Origin of the sequence: Streptococcus sp. FSL W8-0197 (assembly GCF_037963785.1) — a bacterium.
Taxonomy (GTDB): domain Bacteria; phylum Bacillota; class Bacilli; order Lactobacillales; family Streptococcaceae; genus Streptococcus; species Streptococcus oralis_CQ.
In genome coordinates, this window is the sequence record NZ_CP150168.1 from 1,509,998 (window position 1) to 1,528,045 (window position 18,048).

17 protein-coding genes and 1 pseudogene are annotated in these 18,048 nt (G+C 41.3%); 3 read left to right on the plus strand and 15 right to left on the minus strand.

Features of this window, described 5'->3' with window-relative positions:
* Nucleotides 1-156: 156 nt before the first annotated feature.
* The gene (locus NYE79_RS07605; protein ID WP_195594808.1) at nt 157-339 is read right to left on the minus strand and encodes a hypothetical protein; all 183 of its coding nucleotides are present in this window, start codon (nt 337-339) and stop codon (nt 157-159) included.
* A 248-nt stretch (nt 340-587) separates the two neighbouring features.
* Between NYE79_RS07605 and NYE79_RS07610 the strand changes: the two genes are divergently transcribed.
* The 3 genes from NYE79_RS07610 (at nt 588) to NYE79_RS07620 (ending at nt 2,443) form a co-directional block, all read left to right on the plus strand.
* Nucleotides 588-881: a helix-turn-helix transcriptional regulator gene (locus NYE79_RS07610; RefSeq protein ID WP_000910341.1), complete on the plus strand. Its 294-nt coding sequence runs from the start codon at nt 588-590 to the stop codon at nt 879-881.
* A 323-nt stretch (nt 882-1,204) separates the two neighbouring features.
* A complete protein-coding gene (locus NYE79_RS07615) occupies nt 1,205-1,753 on the plus strand; it encodes a TetR/AcrR family transcriptional regulator (protein WP_195594806.1) in 549 nt (182 codons plus the stop codon).
* An 81-nt stretch (nt 1,754-1,834) separates the two neighbouring features.
* Complete coding sequence (locus tag NYE79_RS07620) at nt 1,835-2,443, plus strand: DUF1269 domain-containing protein (protein WP_195594805.1); 609 nt, start codon at nt 1,835-1,837, stop codon at nt 2,441-2,443.
* A gap of 55 nt (nt 2,444-2,498) precedes the next feature.
* On the opposite strand, the pseudogene NYE79_RS07625 reads toward NYE79_RS07620, so the two are convergent.
* The 14 genes and pseudogenes from NYE79_RS07625 to recJ all read right to left on the minus strand — a co-directional run.
* Nucleotides 2,499-2,720: pseudogene (locus tag NYE79_RS07625) on the minus strand (transposase); the annotation flags it as partial.
* 273 nt (nt 2,721-2,993) lie between these two features.
* The gene (locus tag NYE79_RS07630; RefSeq protein ID WP_000813488.1) at nt 2,994-4,379 is read right to left on the minus strand and encodes an FtsK/SpoIIIE domain-containing protein; all 1,386 of its coding nucleotides are present in this window, start codon (nt 4,377-4,379) and stop codon (nt 2,994-2,996) included.
* A gap of 28 nt (nt 4,380-4,407) precedes the next feature.
* Nucleotides 4,408-4,794 carry a YdcP family protein gene (locus NYE79_RS07635; protein ID WP_148876440.1) on the minus strand — a complete coding sequence of 129 codons (387 nt, stop codon included), beginning with the start codon at nt 4,792-4,794 and terminating at the stop codon, nt 4,408-4,410.
* 15 nt (nt 4,795-4,809) lie between these two features.
* Entirely contained in the window at nt 4,810-5,124 is a 315-nt protein-coding gene (locus tag NYE79_RS07640) for a YdcP family protein (RefSeq protein WP_000420682.1), read from the minus strand.
* A 323-nt stretch (nt 5,125-5,447) separates the two neighbouring features.
* The gene (locus tag NYE79_RS07645) at nt 5,448-6,041 is read right to left on the minus strand and encodes a uracil-DNA glycosylase family protein (protein ID WP_303431073.1); all 594 of its coding nucleotides are present in this window, start codon (nt 6,039-6,041) and stop codon (nt 5,448-5,450) included.
* A 53-nt stretch (nt 6,042-6,094) separates the two neighbouring features.
* Nucleotides 6,095-7,495 (minus strand): dipeptidase PepV, encoded by a 1,401-nt coding sequence (gene pepV / locus NYE79_RS07650; RefSeq protein WP_339293666.1) that lies wholly within the window; start codon nt 7,493-7,495, stop codon nt 6,095-6,097.
* 12 nt (nt 7,496-7,507) lie between these two features.
* Nucleotides 7,508-8,113, minus strand: a complete 606-nt coding sequence (locus NYE79_RS07655) for a nitroreductase family protein (RefSeq protein WP_303431071.1) — start codon at nt 8,111-8,113, stop codon at nt 7,508-7,510.
* Nucleotides 8,114-8,287: 174 nt separating this feature from the next.
* Nucleotides 8,288-9,142: a metallophosphoesterase family protein gene (locus tag NYE79_RS07660; protein ID WP_303431069.1), complete on the minus strand. Its 855-nt coding sequence runs from the start codon at nt 9,140-9,142 to the stop codon at nt 8,288-8,290.
* Complete coding sequence (gene uvrC / locus NYE79_RS07665; RefSeq protein WP_001061172.1) at nt 9,132-10,979, minus strand: excinuclease ABC subunit UvrC; 1,848 nt, start codon at nt 10,977-10,979, stop codon at nt 9,132-9,134. The genes NYE79_RS07660 and uvrC overlap by 11 nt, the downstream gene beginning before the upstream one ends.
* Before the next feature lie 101 nt (nt 10,980-11,080).
* A complete protein-coding gene (locus tag NYE79_RS07670; protein WP_049477616.1) occupies nt 11,081-11,782 on the minus strand; it encodes a M57 family metalloprotease in 702 nt (233 codons plus the stop codon).
* A gap of 104 nt (nt 11,783-11,886) precedes the next feature.
* On the minus strand, nt 11,887-12,666 hold the full coding sequence (locus NYE79_RS07675; protein ID WP_049518907.1) for an alpha/beta hydrolase family protein: 780 nt from the start codon (nt 12,664-12,666) through the stop codon (nt 11,887-11,889).
* Nucleotides 12,667-12,734: 68 nt separating this feature from the next.
* On the minus strand, nt 12,735-14,396 hold the full coding sequence (locus tag NYE79_RS07680; RefSeq protein ID WP_042902754.1) for a ribonuclease J: 1,662 nt from the start codon (nt 14,394-14,396) through the stop codon (nt 12,735-12,737).
* A 500-nt stretch (nt 14,397-14,896) separates the two neighbouring features.
* Nucleotides 14,897-15,544 (minus strand): CHAP domain-containing protein, encoded by a 648-nt coding sequence (locus NYE79_RS07685; RefSeq protein WP_339293667.1) that lies wholly within the window; start codon nt 15,542-15,544, stop codon nt 14,897-14,899.
* Nucleotides 15,545-15,826: 282 nt separating this feature from the next.
* On the minus strand, nt 15,827-18,046 hold the full coding sequence (recJ, locus tag NYE79_RS07690; RefSeq protein WP_339293865.1) for a single-stranded-DNA-specific exonuclease RecJ: 2,220 nt from the start codon (nt 18,044-18,046) through the stop codon (nt 15,827-15,829).
* Nucleotides 18,047-18,048 lie beyond the last annotated feature (2 nt).

Genomic DNA, 18,048 nt, shown 5'->3' on the forward strand with positions numbered 1-18,048 from the left:
GTTACTTAGGGCGTTGCCTTAAGTGTATCTGATTGCTGGCTGTTAGAAACGCCAGCTTTTATGTTAGAGATTGGGAGAACTTCGAGCTTCGGGCGCTCTGCCTTCGGCCCGCGCCCTTGCACTTGTCTCCCAATCTCTAATTTATTAGTTTTTAAACTAGCCAAAATACTTGTCTAGAAAACTCGAGAGCAGTTCAAGTGCTCGAAGTTCAATTTCTTCGTCTCGAATATCGTTAAATACATCATCATTTACTTGAATATATTCTTCTAAACTAGGCGAATAAAAAGAATGAGTATTGTTAATTTTGTTGTTTTTAAATGCCAATTGTGTTGATTTCATAATATCCTCAATCTAGCCATATCTCGCTTTTTATGGACTTTTTATTACCATTTTGGTATAATTGTATTGGTTTTAAACGAAAGCCTCAGAACGCTTTGCAGAGCTTTATGGGGTGTTTTTGCATACTCATAAAGTTAACTAGTATCACTTATTTTGTATGCTTTGTTTTTATATAACCATTTTGGTTATATAAGTATAATACAACCATTTTGGTTATAAGTCAATAGAAAAACGAAAGGAATTTTAAAATGTTAAAAGACAATATAAAAAAAGCCCGACTAGATGCAGGACTTACTCAATTAGAAGTTGCTGAAAAGTTAGGTGTAGCTCAAGCTCAATATGCTAGGTGGGAAAATGGAGGGAGAAATCCGAAAGATGAAACAGTAGAAAAATTAGCTGAAATCTTTGGTACGTCTCTTGAGATTTTAAAAGGACGTGATGACGGACTAGAAGAAATTGTTAGTTTATTGAGAGAATATGAATTGACAGAAGCAGATAAAAACAAAATTATTAAAACTTTAAAGGATTTATTACATAAATAAATCAAAATAATGTGGTAGTTGGAGAGCACAAAGTGAATAATATCCGGGAGTAAAAAAAGCAAGCTAAAGCATTTATTAAACGCTGGGAAAATAGAAACGAAAGGCAGGATAGTCAATCTTTTTGGTGGTTAAAGATTAACTATCTTTATGCTATTGATTAATATATTTGTCATAGTGCTCTTGGTACTGTGCTTTTATATTATGTTCTCCTAGAATTTCAAATACCTGAAGTGCTTGTTTCATCTTTTCGATTCCGTTCGCAGGATTGCACTTAAATTCAAAGTATGTCTTGCAAGTGAGCCGTTCTACAAGGAGGAATTCAAATGTCGCAGTCAGAGGAACGTTTTGTTCCCGACATTGTTTGGGAAGGATTAAAATCCTTACTTATTGAAGTTGATTTCGATCATATTTCTGTCAAAAAAATCTGCCAGATCAGTGGGATTCATCGAGCCACTTTTTATCGCTATTTCCCTGATGTTTTTGAATTGCTAAACTATGGCCTTAAATCAGAACTGACAACCGATTTAGACCGCATATTTCTATCTGATGGTAGTTTTGAGAGTTTCGAACTTTTTCTTTTTAAATTAGACACTCTCAAACAACACATTCGCCACCTAAAAGGGAGTAAATACTTTGAGTTGATACTTACGATTTTCTGGAATGTTATCCATAAACAAACTGTAAATAATTTTGACAAGGATGTATTGAGTAAAAATAAATATATTGTTCATTTTTATAGTACAGGAATGCTCGGACTGATAGAACTCTATTTTACAGATCATTCCATTAAATCTGATGAACTAGCTAAAGATATGACCACCTTATACCAGCAGGCAAGGCAAAACTTCAAGACCAATCTGCGACAAAATTGAATATTTGTCGCATGCTATTTCTTGAAAATGGTCCAATATTAGCGTAAACTTAGATTATACTAAAGAAAGAGGTGCAACCTTATGGAAAATCTAGTTGTTTCAATTTTTAAAACTGAAAGTCAAGCATATCAAGCTTTTGCTGAGTTAAAAGCCTTTAGACAAACTGAAAATACAAAAGTTGCTCAAATTGCTCTTGTTGAAAATCAAGGAGGTCGTATTGTTGAAAAAGAGCGTTTTGACTTTGATGATTCAACTACTGATGCAACACTGACAGGGGGTCTTATTGGTGGCTTTGTTGGACTTATTGCTGGTCCACTTGGTGCACTCTATGGTAGCGCAGCAGGCGGTCTTTATGGGTTAGTTGTTGGTGATACGGTTGATACAACCGAATCAGGATTGATTGATGTCGTGTCACGCAAGTTAGTGGCAGGTGAAACAGCAATTATCGCTCTTGTTCAAGAAACTAACGAAGAAGTCATTGATGGTTATTTCACTAAATATGACACTGAGATCGTTCGCTGGGATGTTGCAACTGTAACGGCTGAAGTCGAAGCTGCTCTCAAAGTCCAAGCTGATCTCTACAATCAAGCACGTGCACAAATGAAAGCAGAGCGCAAGGCCGAACGTCAAGCCAAAATTGAAGAATTCAAGTCCAATGTCAAAGCTAAATTTGATAAATTAAAATTTTAATGAACGCCTATCTCATGGAATTTAGGCTCTTTGTCAACAGTAGTGGGTGGCAAAGTTAAGCTCTAGCGAGAACAAATGATGTTCTCGCTTTTTTGCTGTTTAAAGCGAGATAAATGCGTTTTTTAAAGTTGTCAAAGCTCCTATAACCAAAAGCATTACGTTTAATATCTTTGATGAGTTTATTGGTTGCTTCAAGTTTGGCATTAGAATAGGGAAGCTTAATGGCATTAGTGATGTATTTCTGATAACGAATGAAGGTTGTTAGTGCTATTTTAAAAGGATGATTAGTAGAAAAATTATCATTATCTAAATAGAATCATATCATCTAGAAAATTTGATACTTGACTTTTGGTATAAATCATATTAAAAATAATTCCAAATTTGTTGGTAGCTTTTTGGTAGCTAAACAGACAAATTTTATAATGTTTATCAAAATGAACATAAAGAGAATGTTGATTTGTCAGCATTCTTTTTTATTTCAAATGTATTCTCGGAATTAGATACGGGGGGTTAAGTGCTGGCGTGGCTATTGCCACACCAGCCAGCAAGATCAGTCCACACCTGCGACTTCCGCTTCGCACGTCGCCTGCGTGGACTGTCTGCTGTTGGATAACTTTTTAATTTCCTCCAAGAAATCATATCCTTTTGGTACAAGGGGAGTATAAAACTCTGATATGACACTTGTTCCTACATCAACATAGCCACGACCTTTGATTCGCTTTAAGAAGAAATCCTTTTGTACGTCACTGCCAAACATCATGCCATAGCCCATTTCAGACATACGACCTAAAGCCACTCTGAAATTAAACTGATCACGGATTCCGTCGCCTAAATATTTTGCGTCTGGACGTTGACAAGCCAGTATTAGAAAGAAGCCAGCTTGACGACCTAACATGACAATCTGTTTCAGCTTATTCATAACTGCGGTGTTTTCTTTTGTTCCCAGCATTTCCATGAAAGCGACGTATTCATCAAAGATTAAGAAGTGTGCCGGGAGACCTAAGTAAGCATAATTTTTGCCAGTCTTATAGTTCTTCATCTGCTTCATTTCCTCACTACGTTTCATCATTTCTTCATAGAATGTTTCAATGCAAGAAAGCAAGTCTTCTTTTCTATAGTAGACATTTGCCATCACAGAACCTAAGTCCGCAAGGTCAGCATTTTTCGGGTCAAGAATATACAGTTTTGAATCTGTATGAAGCAAGGCTTCAATCAGTGTCAGTATAAAGTAAGTTTTACCGCCACCTGTACCACCAGCAATCAACATATGAGGGAGCTTATCATATTCCCACCATACGTTTTTCATTAAGCGAAGTTTACCATCTTTAGCTTCTACTTCATCAATAGAAATACGACTGGCTATGGTGTCATAGAGCAAAGTATATTCCACATAGGAATCCTTTAACTCTTTATCCGTCAGCTCACAGTACAAGCCACTCTCTAATTTCTTTTCCAAGTGTAAGAGTTGGTCTTGATATTTTCCCAGCGTGATTTCCACCCGTATCTGTATCAAGCCATTTTTAAGTCGATAATACATTTTAGGGAAGTAGGTTATCTTTTCCTTTGTACGACCAGCACTATCTTTAAAGAAACCCTCTGTTTTGACCTGTTCAGATTCATACCACTTGTTTTCAAGTATCATCTTTGCCAGTTTTTGACGGTGGTAAAGTTGTTTAACCGTATCATAGCGAACCCGTTTGAATACAAACGCTACCAGCAAGCAGATAAGAATTGCGACACTGAAACTGATAATTAAATAGGGAATGTCAATCTTATCTGCTTGTGATAGGTTAAAATCCTGCCAGTTGATCTGCTGGATTGTCTTCACATGAAACAGTCCGACAACCAGCAGGAAAACAGGCAGGAGTGACGCTATCGTAAAATGAAAGACTAAATCTTTACCAGATGGGCGAATCCTTTTACCACGCTGTTTCATGCGAAAAAGTCTCCTTTCTACCTAGCGACTATTTGTCTTGTGTCGGTTCTTTCTTTGCTTGTGGTTGAGCTTTGAATGAACTAGAATCCTTTGTCAGCACAATATCGTCTGCCTTGATATACCAGTCAACATCTGCTCCTTGATAGGTGGCAGTAGCAACGGTGTCCGCAATGGGATTGATAAGTTCCACCCGTGCGTTATAATCAAACTCTTTCAAAGGCAAGCTGGCAGGAATACTTACTTGAATCATGCGTCCTTGTCCTTTGGATTTTAAGTCATAGGTACGTTCCTTGATTTCATCTGAAACCGACCCGTCTTCATTTTGGATTCTCACTTCACGACGTAGAGCAGAGAATTTCAATTCTCCAAAAGTCGTGTCTTTATCTAATACAATGCCATTTGCTAATCTCATCATTTTTCCTCTCTTTCTTTATTCTTTTATCATGTCGTCAGCATGTAAAAGGTAATTTGTAAAACCACGAGTGCCGATTTTGTAGCCCTCTGCGGTAATACGTGGATTGACTAACTTCACACGTTCCTCAAAGCCGAAATGTTTTTCGCCAGCTTCAGCAGGAAGCACCACCACAATATCATCTGCTCTTTGAACATCAGAATAGAGATTATAGCTTCTTGATAAGACAGTTAGCCGTCCGTTGATTCTTCGCTGAACGACTTTATCCTCGCCAGCAAATTCTAAATTGCCGAATGTTTTTTCCATGTTGGGAATCACAAATTTAAGTTCCATATTTTTACCTATCCTTTCTTTTTTATTGGCTGAATGAATGTTTGATGGTCTTAAAGAGTGGGGAACGACCTTTTGATTCTTGATTTTTTGTTTTCATAAGTTCACTTCCTTTCAAAATCGGGTAAAAAAATAGACACCTCATTTTTTGAAGTGTCTACCTATTAAATATTCAAATTTTATTGGAAGTATCTTTATATCTTCACTTTTCAAGGATAAATCGTCGTATCAAAGCTCATTCATAAGTAGTAAATTAGTAGTAAATTGAGTGGTTTTGACCTTGATAAAGTGTGATAAGTCCAGTTTTTATGCGGATAACTAGATTTTTATGCTATTTTTATACTTAAAATAGTTTTAATTCTTTTTTTCAACTCTGGCACTACTTCTGACTCAAACCAAGGATTTTTAGCCATCCAGATTTGATTTCGTGGTGAGGGGTGAACCAGAGGGAAAAATTCTGGTAGATAGTCTTTGTAGCGTTTTACCCGCTCTGTTACCTTGCCACTAACCTTCTCATGAAGATAATAGGCCTGGGCATATTGTCCAATCAAAAGGGTCAATTCAATATTTGGACATTCCTTGAGAAGTTGCGGATGCCATTTTTCGGCAAAGCCTTTACGGGGTGGAAGATCACCTGACTTGCCATGTCCTGGGAAGTAAAAATCCATTGGCAGAACTGCAAAATAACCTGAATTGTAAAAGGTGTCTTCATCTACACCTAGCCAGTCCCGCAAGCGATCGCCGCTCTTATCCTTCCAATAAATCCCAGCTTCTTGGGTTTTAAGCCCCGGTGCCTGACCGACAATATTGATGCGGGCATTTTTTGGCGCCGCAAAGAGAGGTTCGATTCCGCGTTCTGTATAGCTGGTATTCTGCGGATCCGCCATAATGGCTTGCTTGATTCTTTCGATTTGAGACATCTGTTTTCCCTCCAAAAAGAAGTCCAAGCATACAATCTCAGACTTCTATCGTTTTATTTGATCAATTCATAAATAGCTTCTGCATAGATTGCTGCTGCTCGGAAGAGATCGTCCAAGGCGATAAATTCGTTGGCTTGGTGCATAGTATCGATTGAGTCCGGGAACATAGCACCGTAGGCAACCCCACGTTCCAGCAAGCGACCAAAGGTTCCACCACCAATGACTTGTTCGTGGCCTTTAAGACCAGTTTGTTTTTCATAGACATTCAACAAGGTTTGCACAAGCGGATCTTCCATTGGCACATAGTGAGGGGTATGGCCGTGTTCAGAAAGACTAACTGAAGCCACTGGCAAGTTTTCAAGGATTGACTTGATTTGCTCTGGGCTTGTTCCTTTTGGATAACGGAAGTTAAGGGCAATGGTATTGTCAGCACTTGTTTCATCAAAGCGGAAGACACCGGCATTCATAGAAAGGGCACCCATCTTTTCATCTACATGAGCAACCTTGAGATTTGTACCCTCATGGTCGTTCAAGAGAATCTTACCAGCGATGTCGAGGTAGTCTTTGGCAGGTCCTGCAAAGTCAAACTGACTGAGGAAGAGTGCTAGGTAAGTAGCTCCATTGACACCTGAAGCAGGCATAGCACCATGGGCTGATTTACCAATCACAGTCACCTTGTACTGACCGTTTTCTTCTTGGAGTTCTCCTCTGAGTTTGTGTTCTGCAACAAAGGCATCTAGTTTAGCTTGCAAGTCAGCCAGGTCTCCTGAAACGACTGCTGTTGCTGATTCAGGTACCATGTTTTCACGCAAACCACCTGTGAAGCTGTGAAGGCGAGCTGCACCTGTATTTTCACCTGCAAAATGGAGGTATTCCGTGATATTTCCTTTTTCACCATTGATGATAGGGAATTCAGCGTCTGGAGAGAAACCGAAGTCTGGTTTCGCAAGTCCTACGTGCTCAAAGTAGTAGTCCATGTCCGCCCAGCCTGATTCTTCATCTGTTCCAACGATGAAACGAACTTTCTTAGAAGTTGGAAGACCTAATTCTTTGATGATTTTCAAACCATAGTAACAAGCTGTTGTTGGACCCTTGTCATCTGAAGCCCCACGCGCATAAAGGCGACCATCTTTGATAGTTGGTGTATAAGGGTCCGTGTCCCAACCGCTACCAGCTGGCACCACGTCCATGTGAGCAAAGATTCCGAGAACTTCTTCTCCTTCACCAAACTCAAAATGTCCTGCGTAGTTATCAACATTTTTAGCTGGATAGCCATCGCGGTCTGCGATTTCAAGGAATTTTTCCAAGGCTTTTACTGGACCAGGTCCAAATGGATGCTGCGCATCTACTTTGCTGTCATCACGTTCTGAGTTGATTTCCAAAAGGCTAAACAAGTCAGCCAAGAGCTCTTCTTTGCGTTTTTCTACTTCTGCTGTAAAATCAATTGCTGTCATTTTTTCTTCCTTCTATCTTTTCTCGATGATTTCATCCACCGGCAAGCGGTAGCTTGGTTCCAATTTTTCGTCTGTGTAACCCACTGTAATCAAGAGTTCTGGGCGGAATCGGTCTTCAATGTCCAAAACTTCGTTGGCTTTTGATTTGTCAAATCCAAGAATAATGTTAGAACCAATTCCTTGGTCTGTAAGAGCCAAAACCAAGTTCATAGCAACCAAACCTGCATTGAGGGCTAGGTAGTCGCTGATCTGTTGCTCACTGTAACGCGCAAATTCAGCAGGCAGATTCTTCATAAAATATTGAAGTTGTTCTTCAGAAAAGTTATTAGCACCACCAACACGGGCAATCTTACGAGCACGTTTTGCCAAATCTGTGTCTGTAAACAAGGCAATGGTTACAGGCGCTGATGATATCTGCTCAAAGTTCGAACCATATGCCAATTTTGCCAGTTCAGCATTTTTTTCACGAACAACCACAAACTTCCATGGCTGGCTGTTGTGGGCACTTGGGGCCAAGGTTGCGATTTCGATAGCCGTACGCACATCTTTGGGATCTACTGGTTTATCATTAAAATGCTTAGTCGCATGACGTTTTTTATTTAATTCAAGAAATTTCATAATCGATTTCCTTTTCTAATTCTACTGCATCCATTCTACCATATTTTGAAAGAGCTTGCAGAGATTTTTCATAGAAAGAAATTGGAACACGGATGAAGCCCTGGATTTAAACTTATCATTAAAATCAGATTTTTCCTCATCCAGTTCCAACTAATTTTCAGGGGTTTTAAGAAACTAGTCTACCTTATATTCTGACTTTATAGCCTCCAAAAATTTCTTCACATCCTCCACATACCCATGCTTTTCAATTAAACTAGCTAAGAGTTCTAGATTGTGCCCCCGATAGTTGTCATCTCGGCGTAGTTCTTCATACATTTCGATAAAAGGAAGCCCCTTGGATTTGGCCAATTCTAACTCTGCTTCATAATCGTAGGAAACTTTTCGGAATAGAATATTTACCAATTCCCCGTCTTCCACTTCTATCACGGCATACTGGGCACGGTGATTTTTTAACGCCTCCCAATTAAAATAGGGCATGCCAATCGACCCTGGATTGATGATTTGTTGCCCTTGACTGCCATAACGAAGCAACTGCTTGTGAACATGACCATAGACTGCCACGTCAACTTCATCATCTAGGAGTTGGTCAAATTTCTCTGTATCATTCTCAACTAGCAAGTCACCACCATAGTTCTTATTTGGCAAATTATGAGAAAGAGAAAAGCGCAGTCCGTCAACTTCTCTCTTTTCTAGCATAGGTAAGCTTCGTAGCCAGTCAATCGTTGCAGGATCCATTCGCTCCATCAAATACTGCGTCATACGCAAGAGCTGGACTTCCTGTGGGTCTTCCAAGCCATATTGCCCATCTAAAGCCTCAAGGACACAATCATCCCAATTGCCTCGAACACTTGTAGTGATAGAAAGTTCCTTTAACAGAGCGACCAAGTCATTTGCACCTGGACCAGGGAGGAAAATGTCTCCCATGAGCCAGTATTCACTGACTCCTTGTGCTTTAGCATCTGCAATCACTGCTTCTAAGGCAGTCACATTTCCATGAATATCTGATAAAATTGCGATTTTATGGTTCATCATAATCTCCTTTTGTTTGGTAGTCCACTCTTTCTTCCGCCACTTGAGCCAATTCCACTTCTTCCTGAGGGTTCAACTTTCTTTTCACATCTTCTGCGACTGCTCTTGGCACACCCACTTCGACAATTTCATCCACACTAGCTTCCTTGATTTTAGTGAGAGATTTAAAATGCTTCATGAGATTCTGTTTGCGTTTAGGTCCCAGACCGTCAATCCCATCCAGTTGTGAAGAAAAGGAATTTTTTGAGCGCAGTTGGCGGTGGAAGGTGATAGCAAAGCGGTGCACCTCATCCTGGATGCGTTGGAGGAGAAAGAATTCTTGAGAATTGCGAGACAACTCCACCACTTCCAGTGGATCTCCAAAGAGCAGTTCATGGGTTTGGTGCTTGTCATTCTTTTGCAGACCTGCAATTGGGATATCCAAACCTAGCTCTTCTTGGATGACTTGCTTTGCGATATTGACTTGACCTTGTCCCCCATCAATCACAATCAAATCTGGCGGGGTTAAACCATCACGTTGAACTCGGCCATAACGTCTGCGAATAACCTCTCGCATACTAGCATAGTCATCTGGGCCAACAACCGTTTTTATCTTGTACTTTCGGTAGTCTTTTTTACTCGGTTTGCCATTGACAAAGACCACCATAGCTGAAACAGGACTGGTTCCCATGATATTAGAGTTATCAAAGGACTCGATACGGACTGGGGTCGGGATTTGGAGCAAGCGTCCCAGATTTTCAATAGCTCCTTGGGTCTTTTCGACTGATTTTTCTAGCAGATTGAACTTCTGCTCCAGACTAACACGGGCATTTTTGATGGCTAGATTGACCAGTTGTTTTTTCTCTCCACGTTGGGGCTTGAAAATCTTGGTATCCACCAAAGCCTTAACGGCTTCTTCATCGATATCCTGCGGAATCAGCACCTCATTGGGAACCAGGTGAGATTTTTCTTGATAGAATTGTCCCACATAGGTCAAGAAGTCCTCATCCGGATCATTGTAGTAGGGGAAGAGATTGACATCCCGCTCAATGAGCTTGCCTTGACGAACAAAGAAAACCTGAACACACATCCAGCCCTTATCCACATAGTAACCAAAGACGTCCCGATTTTGCAAATCTTTCGCCATGACCCGTTGCTTGGTCCGAAGCGTTCCAATGGCCTGAATCAGGTCACGGTATTCCGCCGCACGTTCAAACTCCATACTTTGAGCTGCGGATGCCATCTTCCCCTTGAGGTCATCAATGATTTTATCATCCTGCCCTTTTAGGAAATCAGAAACCTCCTGAGCCATGGAATGGAAATAAGCCTCATCTTTTTTACAGATGGTGTGAGCCATACATTGGCCAATATGGTAATAAAAACAGACTTTAGAGGGTGGGTTGGTACATTTCCGAAAAGGAAAAATCCGGTCCAATAGTCGCTTGATTTCATTGGCTGCGCCCACATCCGGATAGGGACCAAAATAGAGTCCTCCGTCTTTCTTGACCTGACGGGTGATAATTAAACGAGGATAGCGCTCATTGGTGATTTTGATGAAGGGATAGGACTTATCATCCTTGAGCATGATATTGTACTTGGGCTGATTTTCCTTGATGAGGTTGATTTCTAGAAGAAGTGCCTCAATATTGGACTCAGTGACGATAAATTCAAAATCTACAATTTCAGACACCAGTGCCTCCGTCTTGGTATCGTGACTCCCACGGAAATAGGAGCGCACGCGATTGCGTAGATTTTTAGCCTTTCCTACATAGATAATGGTGCCATTTTTATCCTTGTGAATATAACAACCAGGGCTGGTTGGCAGGAGCTCTAGTTTTGATTTGATCAAGTTATTCATAGTTCCATTATAGCAAAAAGGCCGTGACAGGACGAACAAAAAGCCCCACCGATCACTTGATGGAGGAGCTTTGATTTCTTTTCAGATTGCACCGACTTCATCTAGTCGCTACTGGTATAGAGTTCTTGAACAGCTGTCACATCCTGGGGCTGAATCCCATAGTAAGAGCCGGCAGGCTGCATAACAGAAGTTTCGTTGGTATGATCCAATCCGATGGCATGCCCCAGCTCGTGCTCCGCCGTGTGCACGATCCGTTCATAAGAATAACCATAGTTTGGATTGGATAGATAATAGTGATTCAGGCGAACCGTTACAGATATAAATTGTTTGGTTAACAAATTGGTTTGACTCTCGGCTTGACCTGCTACAGCGGTCGATCCATCATTCATCTCACTTGCCACAATATCTGCCTGGCTAGGATCCGCAACCACCTCAAAGGTAAAGGCTCCCGTTTGATTCCAGTTTTTTATGGCTTCTGCATAGGCACCTTGGAAGGTCTCATCCATTTGAGGCTCAATATAGATGCGAGCTGAGGCCTGAGCCCACTTGCCTTCTGCATGTTGGTGACTGTCTGTCTGAGACAAGACTTCCAGCGTTCCCGTCTCCTTCCATTGATTCCAGCCACCTTGACCAATCTTGCTCATTTTTTCAACCTGATTGACCGCAGAATGAAAATCACCAGACAGATACCAAACCACTCCAAAGGCAATGAGCAGTAGAATAACTACAGTCCAAACCAGACGCCAGAAGAAACGCCAAATTCCCAACAGAAATCGGAACAATAATCGAATAATCCAGAACATGACGCCCCACCTTTCATAAAAATAAGAACCTATCTTGAAATCACATTCTCCTTGATCAAGATAGATTCTCTATTTTACTGAAGAAAGCTGAAAGAAACCTAAAACTAAGATAAACGTTCTTCCAAGACAAAGTCAATTGGTAGAGTAGCTAAAAAACGCTCCAATTGTTTTTCCCAGTAGTACCACTCGTGCTTACCTGGACTATGACTATAGGTCACCTCAAAACCTAGTTTTTTGAGGTTTTTCACTGCGAGGTTATTGGCAGAGTAAAGATAGTCTTGTTCCCCACACCAAGCCCATAGTTTGGTCTTTTTATCGGATTTTGCAGCCACGCTTTCAAGCGAATGAGGACTAGCTGTCCAGTCTTTAATCTCTCCAAAAACTCCTCGCCAGTAGGCAAGCGATCCAAGATCCTGACTTTCAGGAGAAAATTCGTGAAAACTGAGCGCACCAGAAAAACTAGCCGCATGAGAAAAACGATTTCTCGATAGAGCGAGTTTGAAGGAACCATATCCTCCCATGGAGAGACCAGCTATAAAGGTCTTTTCTCGCTTGCTGGTCATATTGGGGAAGAAACGTTTCATGACCTGAGGTAACTCTTCTGCTAGAGCAGTATAGTAGTTATAGCCATACTGAGTATCTGTGTACCAGCCATTGCTAGTATTGGGCATGATGACAATAAGATTGATTCCACGCAACAAGCGTTCGACATTGGTACGTTTGAGCCAGCTATTTTGGTTTCCTGACATTCCGTGCAAAAGGTAAAGAACAGGAATATCTGTGCAATCTGGTTCAGTCACCCGACTAGCATCTGGATAGAGTACGGTAACGCCCCATTCCATATCCAAAACTTTTGAGTAATACTCAATATTCATAACTGCCATGGTTGTCTCCTTTTACTATTCTATAAGAAAAAGCCGAATTTCGACTTTTTCTGTAGGTATGCTGCTTATTATTTTGCTTCCATCACGACTGGCAAGATTGCTGGGCGACGCTTGGTTTGATCAAAGAGGTACTTGGTCAGATTGTCACGAACCTTGCCTTTGAGATCTGCCCAGTCAAAGTCATCACCTTGAAGATACTCTTCTACCGTTTGGTTAATCAATTCTGAACTTTCACGGAGAATATCGCGGCTCTTCTTGAGATAAACAAATCCACGCGTATGAACACGGGCCTTGGCCACAATTTTCTTCTCACGACGGTTGACAGTGATCGCCACGATAAAGATCCCATCCTCTGACAAGACCTTACGGTCACGAAGGACGACATTTCCAACATCCCCGATGGCATTTCCATCAATCAAGACATCACCTGCAGAAACTGCCCCAGCTGGAACAAAGTCCCCATGTTCATAAGACATGGTCGTTCCCTTTTTAGGGATGAAGATATGCTCTGGCAACATTCCAACTGCCATGGCAGCCTTGGCATGCGCATCCAACTCACGATACTCCCCTTGGATAGGGAAGAGGTAATTTGGTTGCAAAAGATTGATCATCAACTGCAAATCACGCGCATTCCCGTGTCCGGACACCCGCAAGCTTTGGGTAATGAGTTTCACCACACCACCAGCTTGGTAGATCATATTTTCCACACGCGCCATGACGGCTTCTTTGGCGATAGATGGAGTCGTTACGATATAAACCAAGTCTCCATCTTTGATTTCCACATAGCGGTGGCGTCCAATGGACATCTTACGAAGTCCATTAATAGGCTCACCCATACGACCAGTCTCAAGGATAATCAACTCATGGTCTTCAAAACGAGACATTTCTTTGGGTTTGATCAAAAGACTTTCATTGGCTAGAGATAATTTTTTGAGACGAATCGCAGTGCGGACGATATTTTCAATATCAAATCCAGTCAAAACAACTCTGCGACCTGTATCTGCTGCAGCATCAAAAACCTGCTGGATACGAGAAAGGTTGCTGGCAACTGCGGCAACGATGATACGACCTTCCCAGTCTGCAATGGTCTGGGTAATTTCCTCTCCAACTTCACTCTCGCTCGCCACCTGGATATTGCTGTCTGCATTGGCTGAATCACTGAGGAGCGCCAAGACACCATCACGACCGATTTCAGCCAAACGAGCAAAATCCGTCGCATAGGATTCACTAGCTGTCTGGTCAAACTTGAAGTCACCTGTGTAAACAATGCTACCTTCAGCTGTTTTCAGGACTATTCCCAAACTTTCTGGGATAGAGTGAGTTGTACGGAAGAAGGAAACCACAGTCCCTCCAAAGTCGATCTCTGTATCTTCATCAATCACATGGAAGTCATTGAATTTCTTAACCGTATCATTTCCTTTGACAAAGAGTTTGGCCAACTCAATGGTCAACTCAGAACCAAACACAGGCACCTTAGCCTCTGCCAAAAGATAAGGCAGGGCACCAATGGCATCCGCATGTCCGTGAGTCAAGAAGACCCCAGCGATACGATCGCTATTTTCAAAAAGGTAGTCCATATTTGGAATGACGACATCAACACCTAGTTGTTCATTTTCAGGGTATTTAAGCCCCGCATCCAAAACAAAAATAGAACCATCGATTTCAGCGATGTACATATTTTTCCCATTTTCTCGTACACCACCTAGTGTTGTTAAACTAATATTACTCATTTTTCCTCCGAAACTTCATTTATCTTGATTATAGGGTGAATTTACCCTCTTATTCTAAAAGTTCTAAAACTTCCAGCCGAATCTTTTCCTACCATTATACCATTTTTTTGATTATTTTCAAAACGAAGATAGGTTTTTAACTAGAGATTAGTCACTACTGTGAATCGAATCCTTTAACTTTGACTTCTCTTTTGGAGGCTTCATCGAAGATAATGGAAGGATTGCACCATCAAAAATATGGATTTTCTGAATCAATTTGATTTCAGATACCTTTCTCGAACTCTAAATTTCTCTTTTAGTTCAAAAAACTTGCTTTTACCTCTCGACTTGAGAACTATTTTCTACAAAGACATGATTTATCTGCATCTAAAAGCGAGAATTTCCTGTTCGCTTCAAAATCTAAAAAATTTTCAGCAATTAGCCACTAAGATGGAGGTTAACGATAGGAAATTTCTTCAAAAAGAAAAAAGACTTAGAAATTCTAAATCTTTTTATCATCTTTAGTTTGGATAGATATAAGTGACGTTACCTAAAAATTCATGAGGATTAAAGAAGCCACGATAATTCGCAATCTGCTTTTGACGTCTGTAGTTTGCTTCCAATATCTGGATGGAGTTTTCACTTTGAACATCTGTTACATAAGCAACGTGTCCATATTCACCACCATCCCAAACGGCGATTGCTCCTACTACTGGAACACTTCCTGTCTTATAACCTTGAGCGCTCGCGTAGATTGCCCACGTGTTGGCATTTCCCCACCAGTTGCTAGCCCAAGGCGCCAATTCTTTCACGCCCCATGTACACTGACCAACAGGATAAGAGTTTCCATAGTTTGTTGGAGTCTTTTCGACAACATCTTCTGTATCTGATACCACGTTCGCAGTGCTAGCTGGAGCACTGTAGGTAGAGTTAGCCTGAGCGGAACCACTCACTTCCAATACATCCCCTGGGTGGATAGTGTCAAAGATGGTTTTTCCATTCAAAGCTGCCAACTCATGCGGATCCATGCCGTTTGCAGTTGCAATGGCATAAAATGAATCACCATCTTGAACAACGTAAGAATTCGCATGAACAGTTTGAGCCCCAACCGTAGCCAAAATAGCGGTAGAAGTCAAACCAAGAGTCAGTTTCGTAACTGTTTTTTTCATAACCAGATTCCCCTTATATTTTCTTGATAAGAAAATCATACTTGATTTACATGTCAGTTCGTTTAGAGTTATATTTTAGTCCTGTTACAAATATTTATACTTTTACTACATAAGGTTTAAAAGCAGACATCGTATAAAGTGATAGAAGAGAATAAAAAAATGAATCATTTCCCCAATCTTTACATCAGCAAACCATCCAAAAGACTATCTAATCAGCCACTCCCACAGCAAGCATTTATCCGACAAAAGAGACCGAGATAAGTCATCACAGCCTCTTTCCATCTATTTCTCCATCAAAAAGTCATATATTTCTTGCACGGTACCCAGCGCCATGATTTCTTGATTTTTTACAGTTTGTTTGAGATTTTGGTATATCTGACTGTCAGCGATTTCCCTTTTCGACGCTTCTTTATTGACTGTCATAACACCATCTTTGATTGTCACAAAACCTAGCTCTTCAAAGACTTGGATCATCTTGACAAGTAAGATTTGTTGGATATTGAGATAAGTCGCCAAATCCTTAAGCTTGTAGCGAATATCAAACTCTGGGAATTGGTAAATGGTCTTGTACAATTTTGCAAACTGTTCTCTAGTCCCATAACCTGTCAGATAGTAGGCCTTGTCAATGTCATTTTTGAAATAGACAGCAGAGAAATGTTGTTCCTGAAAAATGGCCTTCAGCAAGGTAATATCCTCAGGAATGGTTTTTACAACAACCGCTTCACTGGTCGCTAAATCTGGCACCTCTGCAGAGAAATCCAAGACTGGAACCCCTTCTGGCAAGACTGCATTCTTCCCACGAATGTTAAAGAGTTGAACACCTTCCACACGCGCATCCACCATCATCAACTGGAGAGCAGTTTGGCCATTCCATTGATTGACAGACAGGGTGACTGCCAATTCTAAGTTTTTGGTTTGAGCAAACTCTGTTGCCCATCTACCTTGTCCAAAGGCCACCACTTCAAAGCTCGCCTCACCCTTGGAAATTTTTAGTTTGAGGTGGGCATTGCCTACTCCCATAGTACGGGCACTTTCGACATGAAAATCCTTGATATAAAAGACAGGTTTCTGATTATCCATCCCAAAGGGTGCCAAGCGTTCAAAGCTTTTAACCGTTTCTAAACTAAGAGTCTCCAAATCCAACTCTTCATCTAGATTTAACTTATTCTTGCCACCAGCATCTGCACCTTTTTCACGGACATAGTCTTCTAAAACCTGAGATAAATCTGAAAGTTTCTCAACTTCCAGCGTCATTCCAGCTGCACCAGCATGGCCGCCAAAGGCGATAAAGAGGTCTCGATGGGGATCCAGAGCTTCAAAAATATCGACCGCTTCCACACTACGAGCACTACCCTTGGCGCGACCTTCTTCTATATTAAGAACGATGACTGTCTGCCCTAGTTCTTCCAACAAACGACCAGCAACGATACCCAGAACGCCAGGATTCCAGCCTTCCTTGGCCAAAACCTGGACCTTTTTCTCAGGATCAACCATGGTCTTAGCTTCTTCATAAATTGACTGAACGATTTCCTTGCGCTCTTCGTTTTTCTGGTGAATCATGAGGGCAATCTCATGCGCTTCCTCATCGTCAAATCCAGTCAACAAATCAATAGCTGGATTAGGATCATCCAAACGCCCCAAAGCATTTAAACGAGGGGCAATCTGAAAGCCAATCGTTTCTTCTGTTACTTCGTTAGCAGCAATCCCAGCCATATCCAGCATTTCTTGTAGACCAATACGCTGAGTATGCCCCAGCATCTCCAGACCATATTGGACCAAAATGCGATTCTCATCCGTCAAACTCACCATATCGGCAATGGTACCGATAGCGACCAAATCAAGCAATTCCACTTGCACTTCTTCTAAAAGAGCGCAAGCTAGCTTGAAAGCCACTCCACAACCAGCCAACTGTTTGAAGGGATAGTCCGCATCTGGATGCTCAGGGTGAACAATGGCAAAGGCATCAGGAAGGGTTTCCGGCATGGAATGGTGGTCGGTCACAATGACATCCACTCCCATAGACTGGGCCAATTCAATGGCTTCGTGACCCGCAACCCCATTATCCACTGTCACAATCAAGGAAATACCCTCTTGCTCGATAAAATATTTATAGACACTGGCATTGGGGCCATACCCATCGGTAAAACGATTAGGCAGGTAAACACGGCACTCGGCGCCAAGCTGTTCTAAACTTTCCTTCACAATCGAAGCTGAAGTCATACCATCCGCATCGTAGTCTCCATAGATGAGAATGTTTTCCCCTTCTTCAATGGCCTGACGAATCCGTTCCACTGCCTTGTCCATATCATGGAGCAGATAGGGGTCATGTAAGTCCTCTAAAGAAGGTTCTAAAAACTTCTTTAGACTTTCTTCATCCTGAATCCCTCTTTCAAATAATAACCGAGCCACCTCAGGACCCAGCCCAGCCTTCTTGGCTATCTTTGTAAAATCCGCATCTTCAACCTGCGGGGCAAACTGCCATTCATAAGTAGGAGTTATCAAAA

Coding starts and splice junctions, on each gene's coding strand:
- NYE79_RS07685 (WP_339293667.1), bottom strand. CDS start 15,544: ATGAAAAAAACAGTTACGAAACTGACTCTTGGTTTGACTTCTACCGCT.
- pepV (WP_339293666.1), bottom strand. CDS start 7,495: ATGACAGCAATTGATTTTACAGCAGAAGTAGAAAAACGCAAAGAAGAG.
- NYE79_RS07660 (WP_303431069.1), bottom strand. CDS start 9,142: ATGAACCATAAAATCGCAATTTTATCAGATATTCATGGAAATGTGACT.
- NYE79_RS07645 (WP_303431073.1), bottom strand. CDS start 6,041: ATGTCTCAAATCGAAAGAATCAAGCAAGCCATTATGGCGGATCCGCAG.
- NYE79_RS07615 (WP_195594806.1), top strand. CDS start 1,205: ATGTCGCAGTCAGAGGAACGTTTTGTTCCCGACATTGTTTGGGAAGGA.
- NYE79_RS07675 (WP_049518907.1), bottom strand. CDS start 12,666: ATGGCAGTTATGAATATTGAGTATTACTCAAAAGTTTTGGATATGGAA.
- NYE79_RS07680 (WP_042902754.1), bottom strand. CDS start 14,396: ATGAGTAATATTAGTTTAACAACACTAGGTGGTGTACGAGAAAATGGG.
- NYE79_RS07630 (WP_000813488.1), bottom strand. CDS start 4,379: ATGAAACAGCGTGGTAAAAGGATTCGCCCATCTGGTAAAGATTTAGTC.
- NYE79_RS07640 (WP_000420682.1), bottom strand. CDS start 5,124: ATGGAACTTAAATTTGTGATTCCCAACATGGAAAAAACATTCGGCAAT.
- NYE79_RS07605 (WP_195594808.1), bottom strand. CDS start 339: ATGAAATCAACACAATTGGCATTTAAAAACAACAAAATTAACAATACT.
- NYE79_RS07635 (WP_148876440.1), bottom strand. CDS start 4,794: ATGATGAGATTAGCAAATGGCATTGTATTAGATAAAGACACGACTTTT.
- NYE79_RS07610 (WP_000910341.1), top strand. CDS start 588: ATGTTAAAAGACAATATAAAAAAAGCCCGACTAGATGCAGGACTTACT.
- NYE79_RS07655 (WP_303431071.1), bottom strand. CDS start 8,113: ATGAAATTTCTTGAATTAAATAAAAAACGTCATGCGACTAAGCATTTT.
- NYE79_RS07670 (WP_049477616.1), bottom strand. CDS start 11,782: ATGTTCTGGATTATTCGATTATTGTTCCGATTTCTGTTGGGAATTTGG.
- NYE79_RS07620 (WP_195594805.1), top strand. CDS start 1,835: ATGGAAAATCTAGTTGTTTCAATTTTTAAAACTGAAAGTCAAGCATAT.
- uvrC (WP_001061172.1), bottom strand. CDS start 10,979: ATGAATAACTTGATCAAATCAAAACTAGAGCTCCTGCCAACCAGCCCT.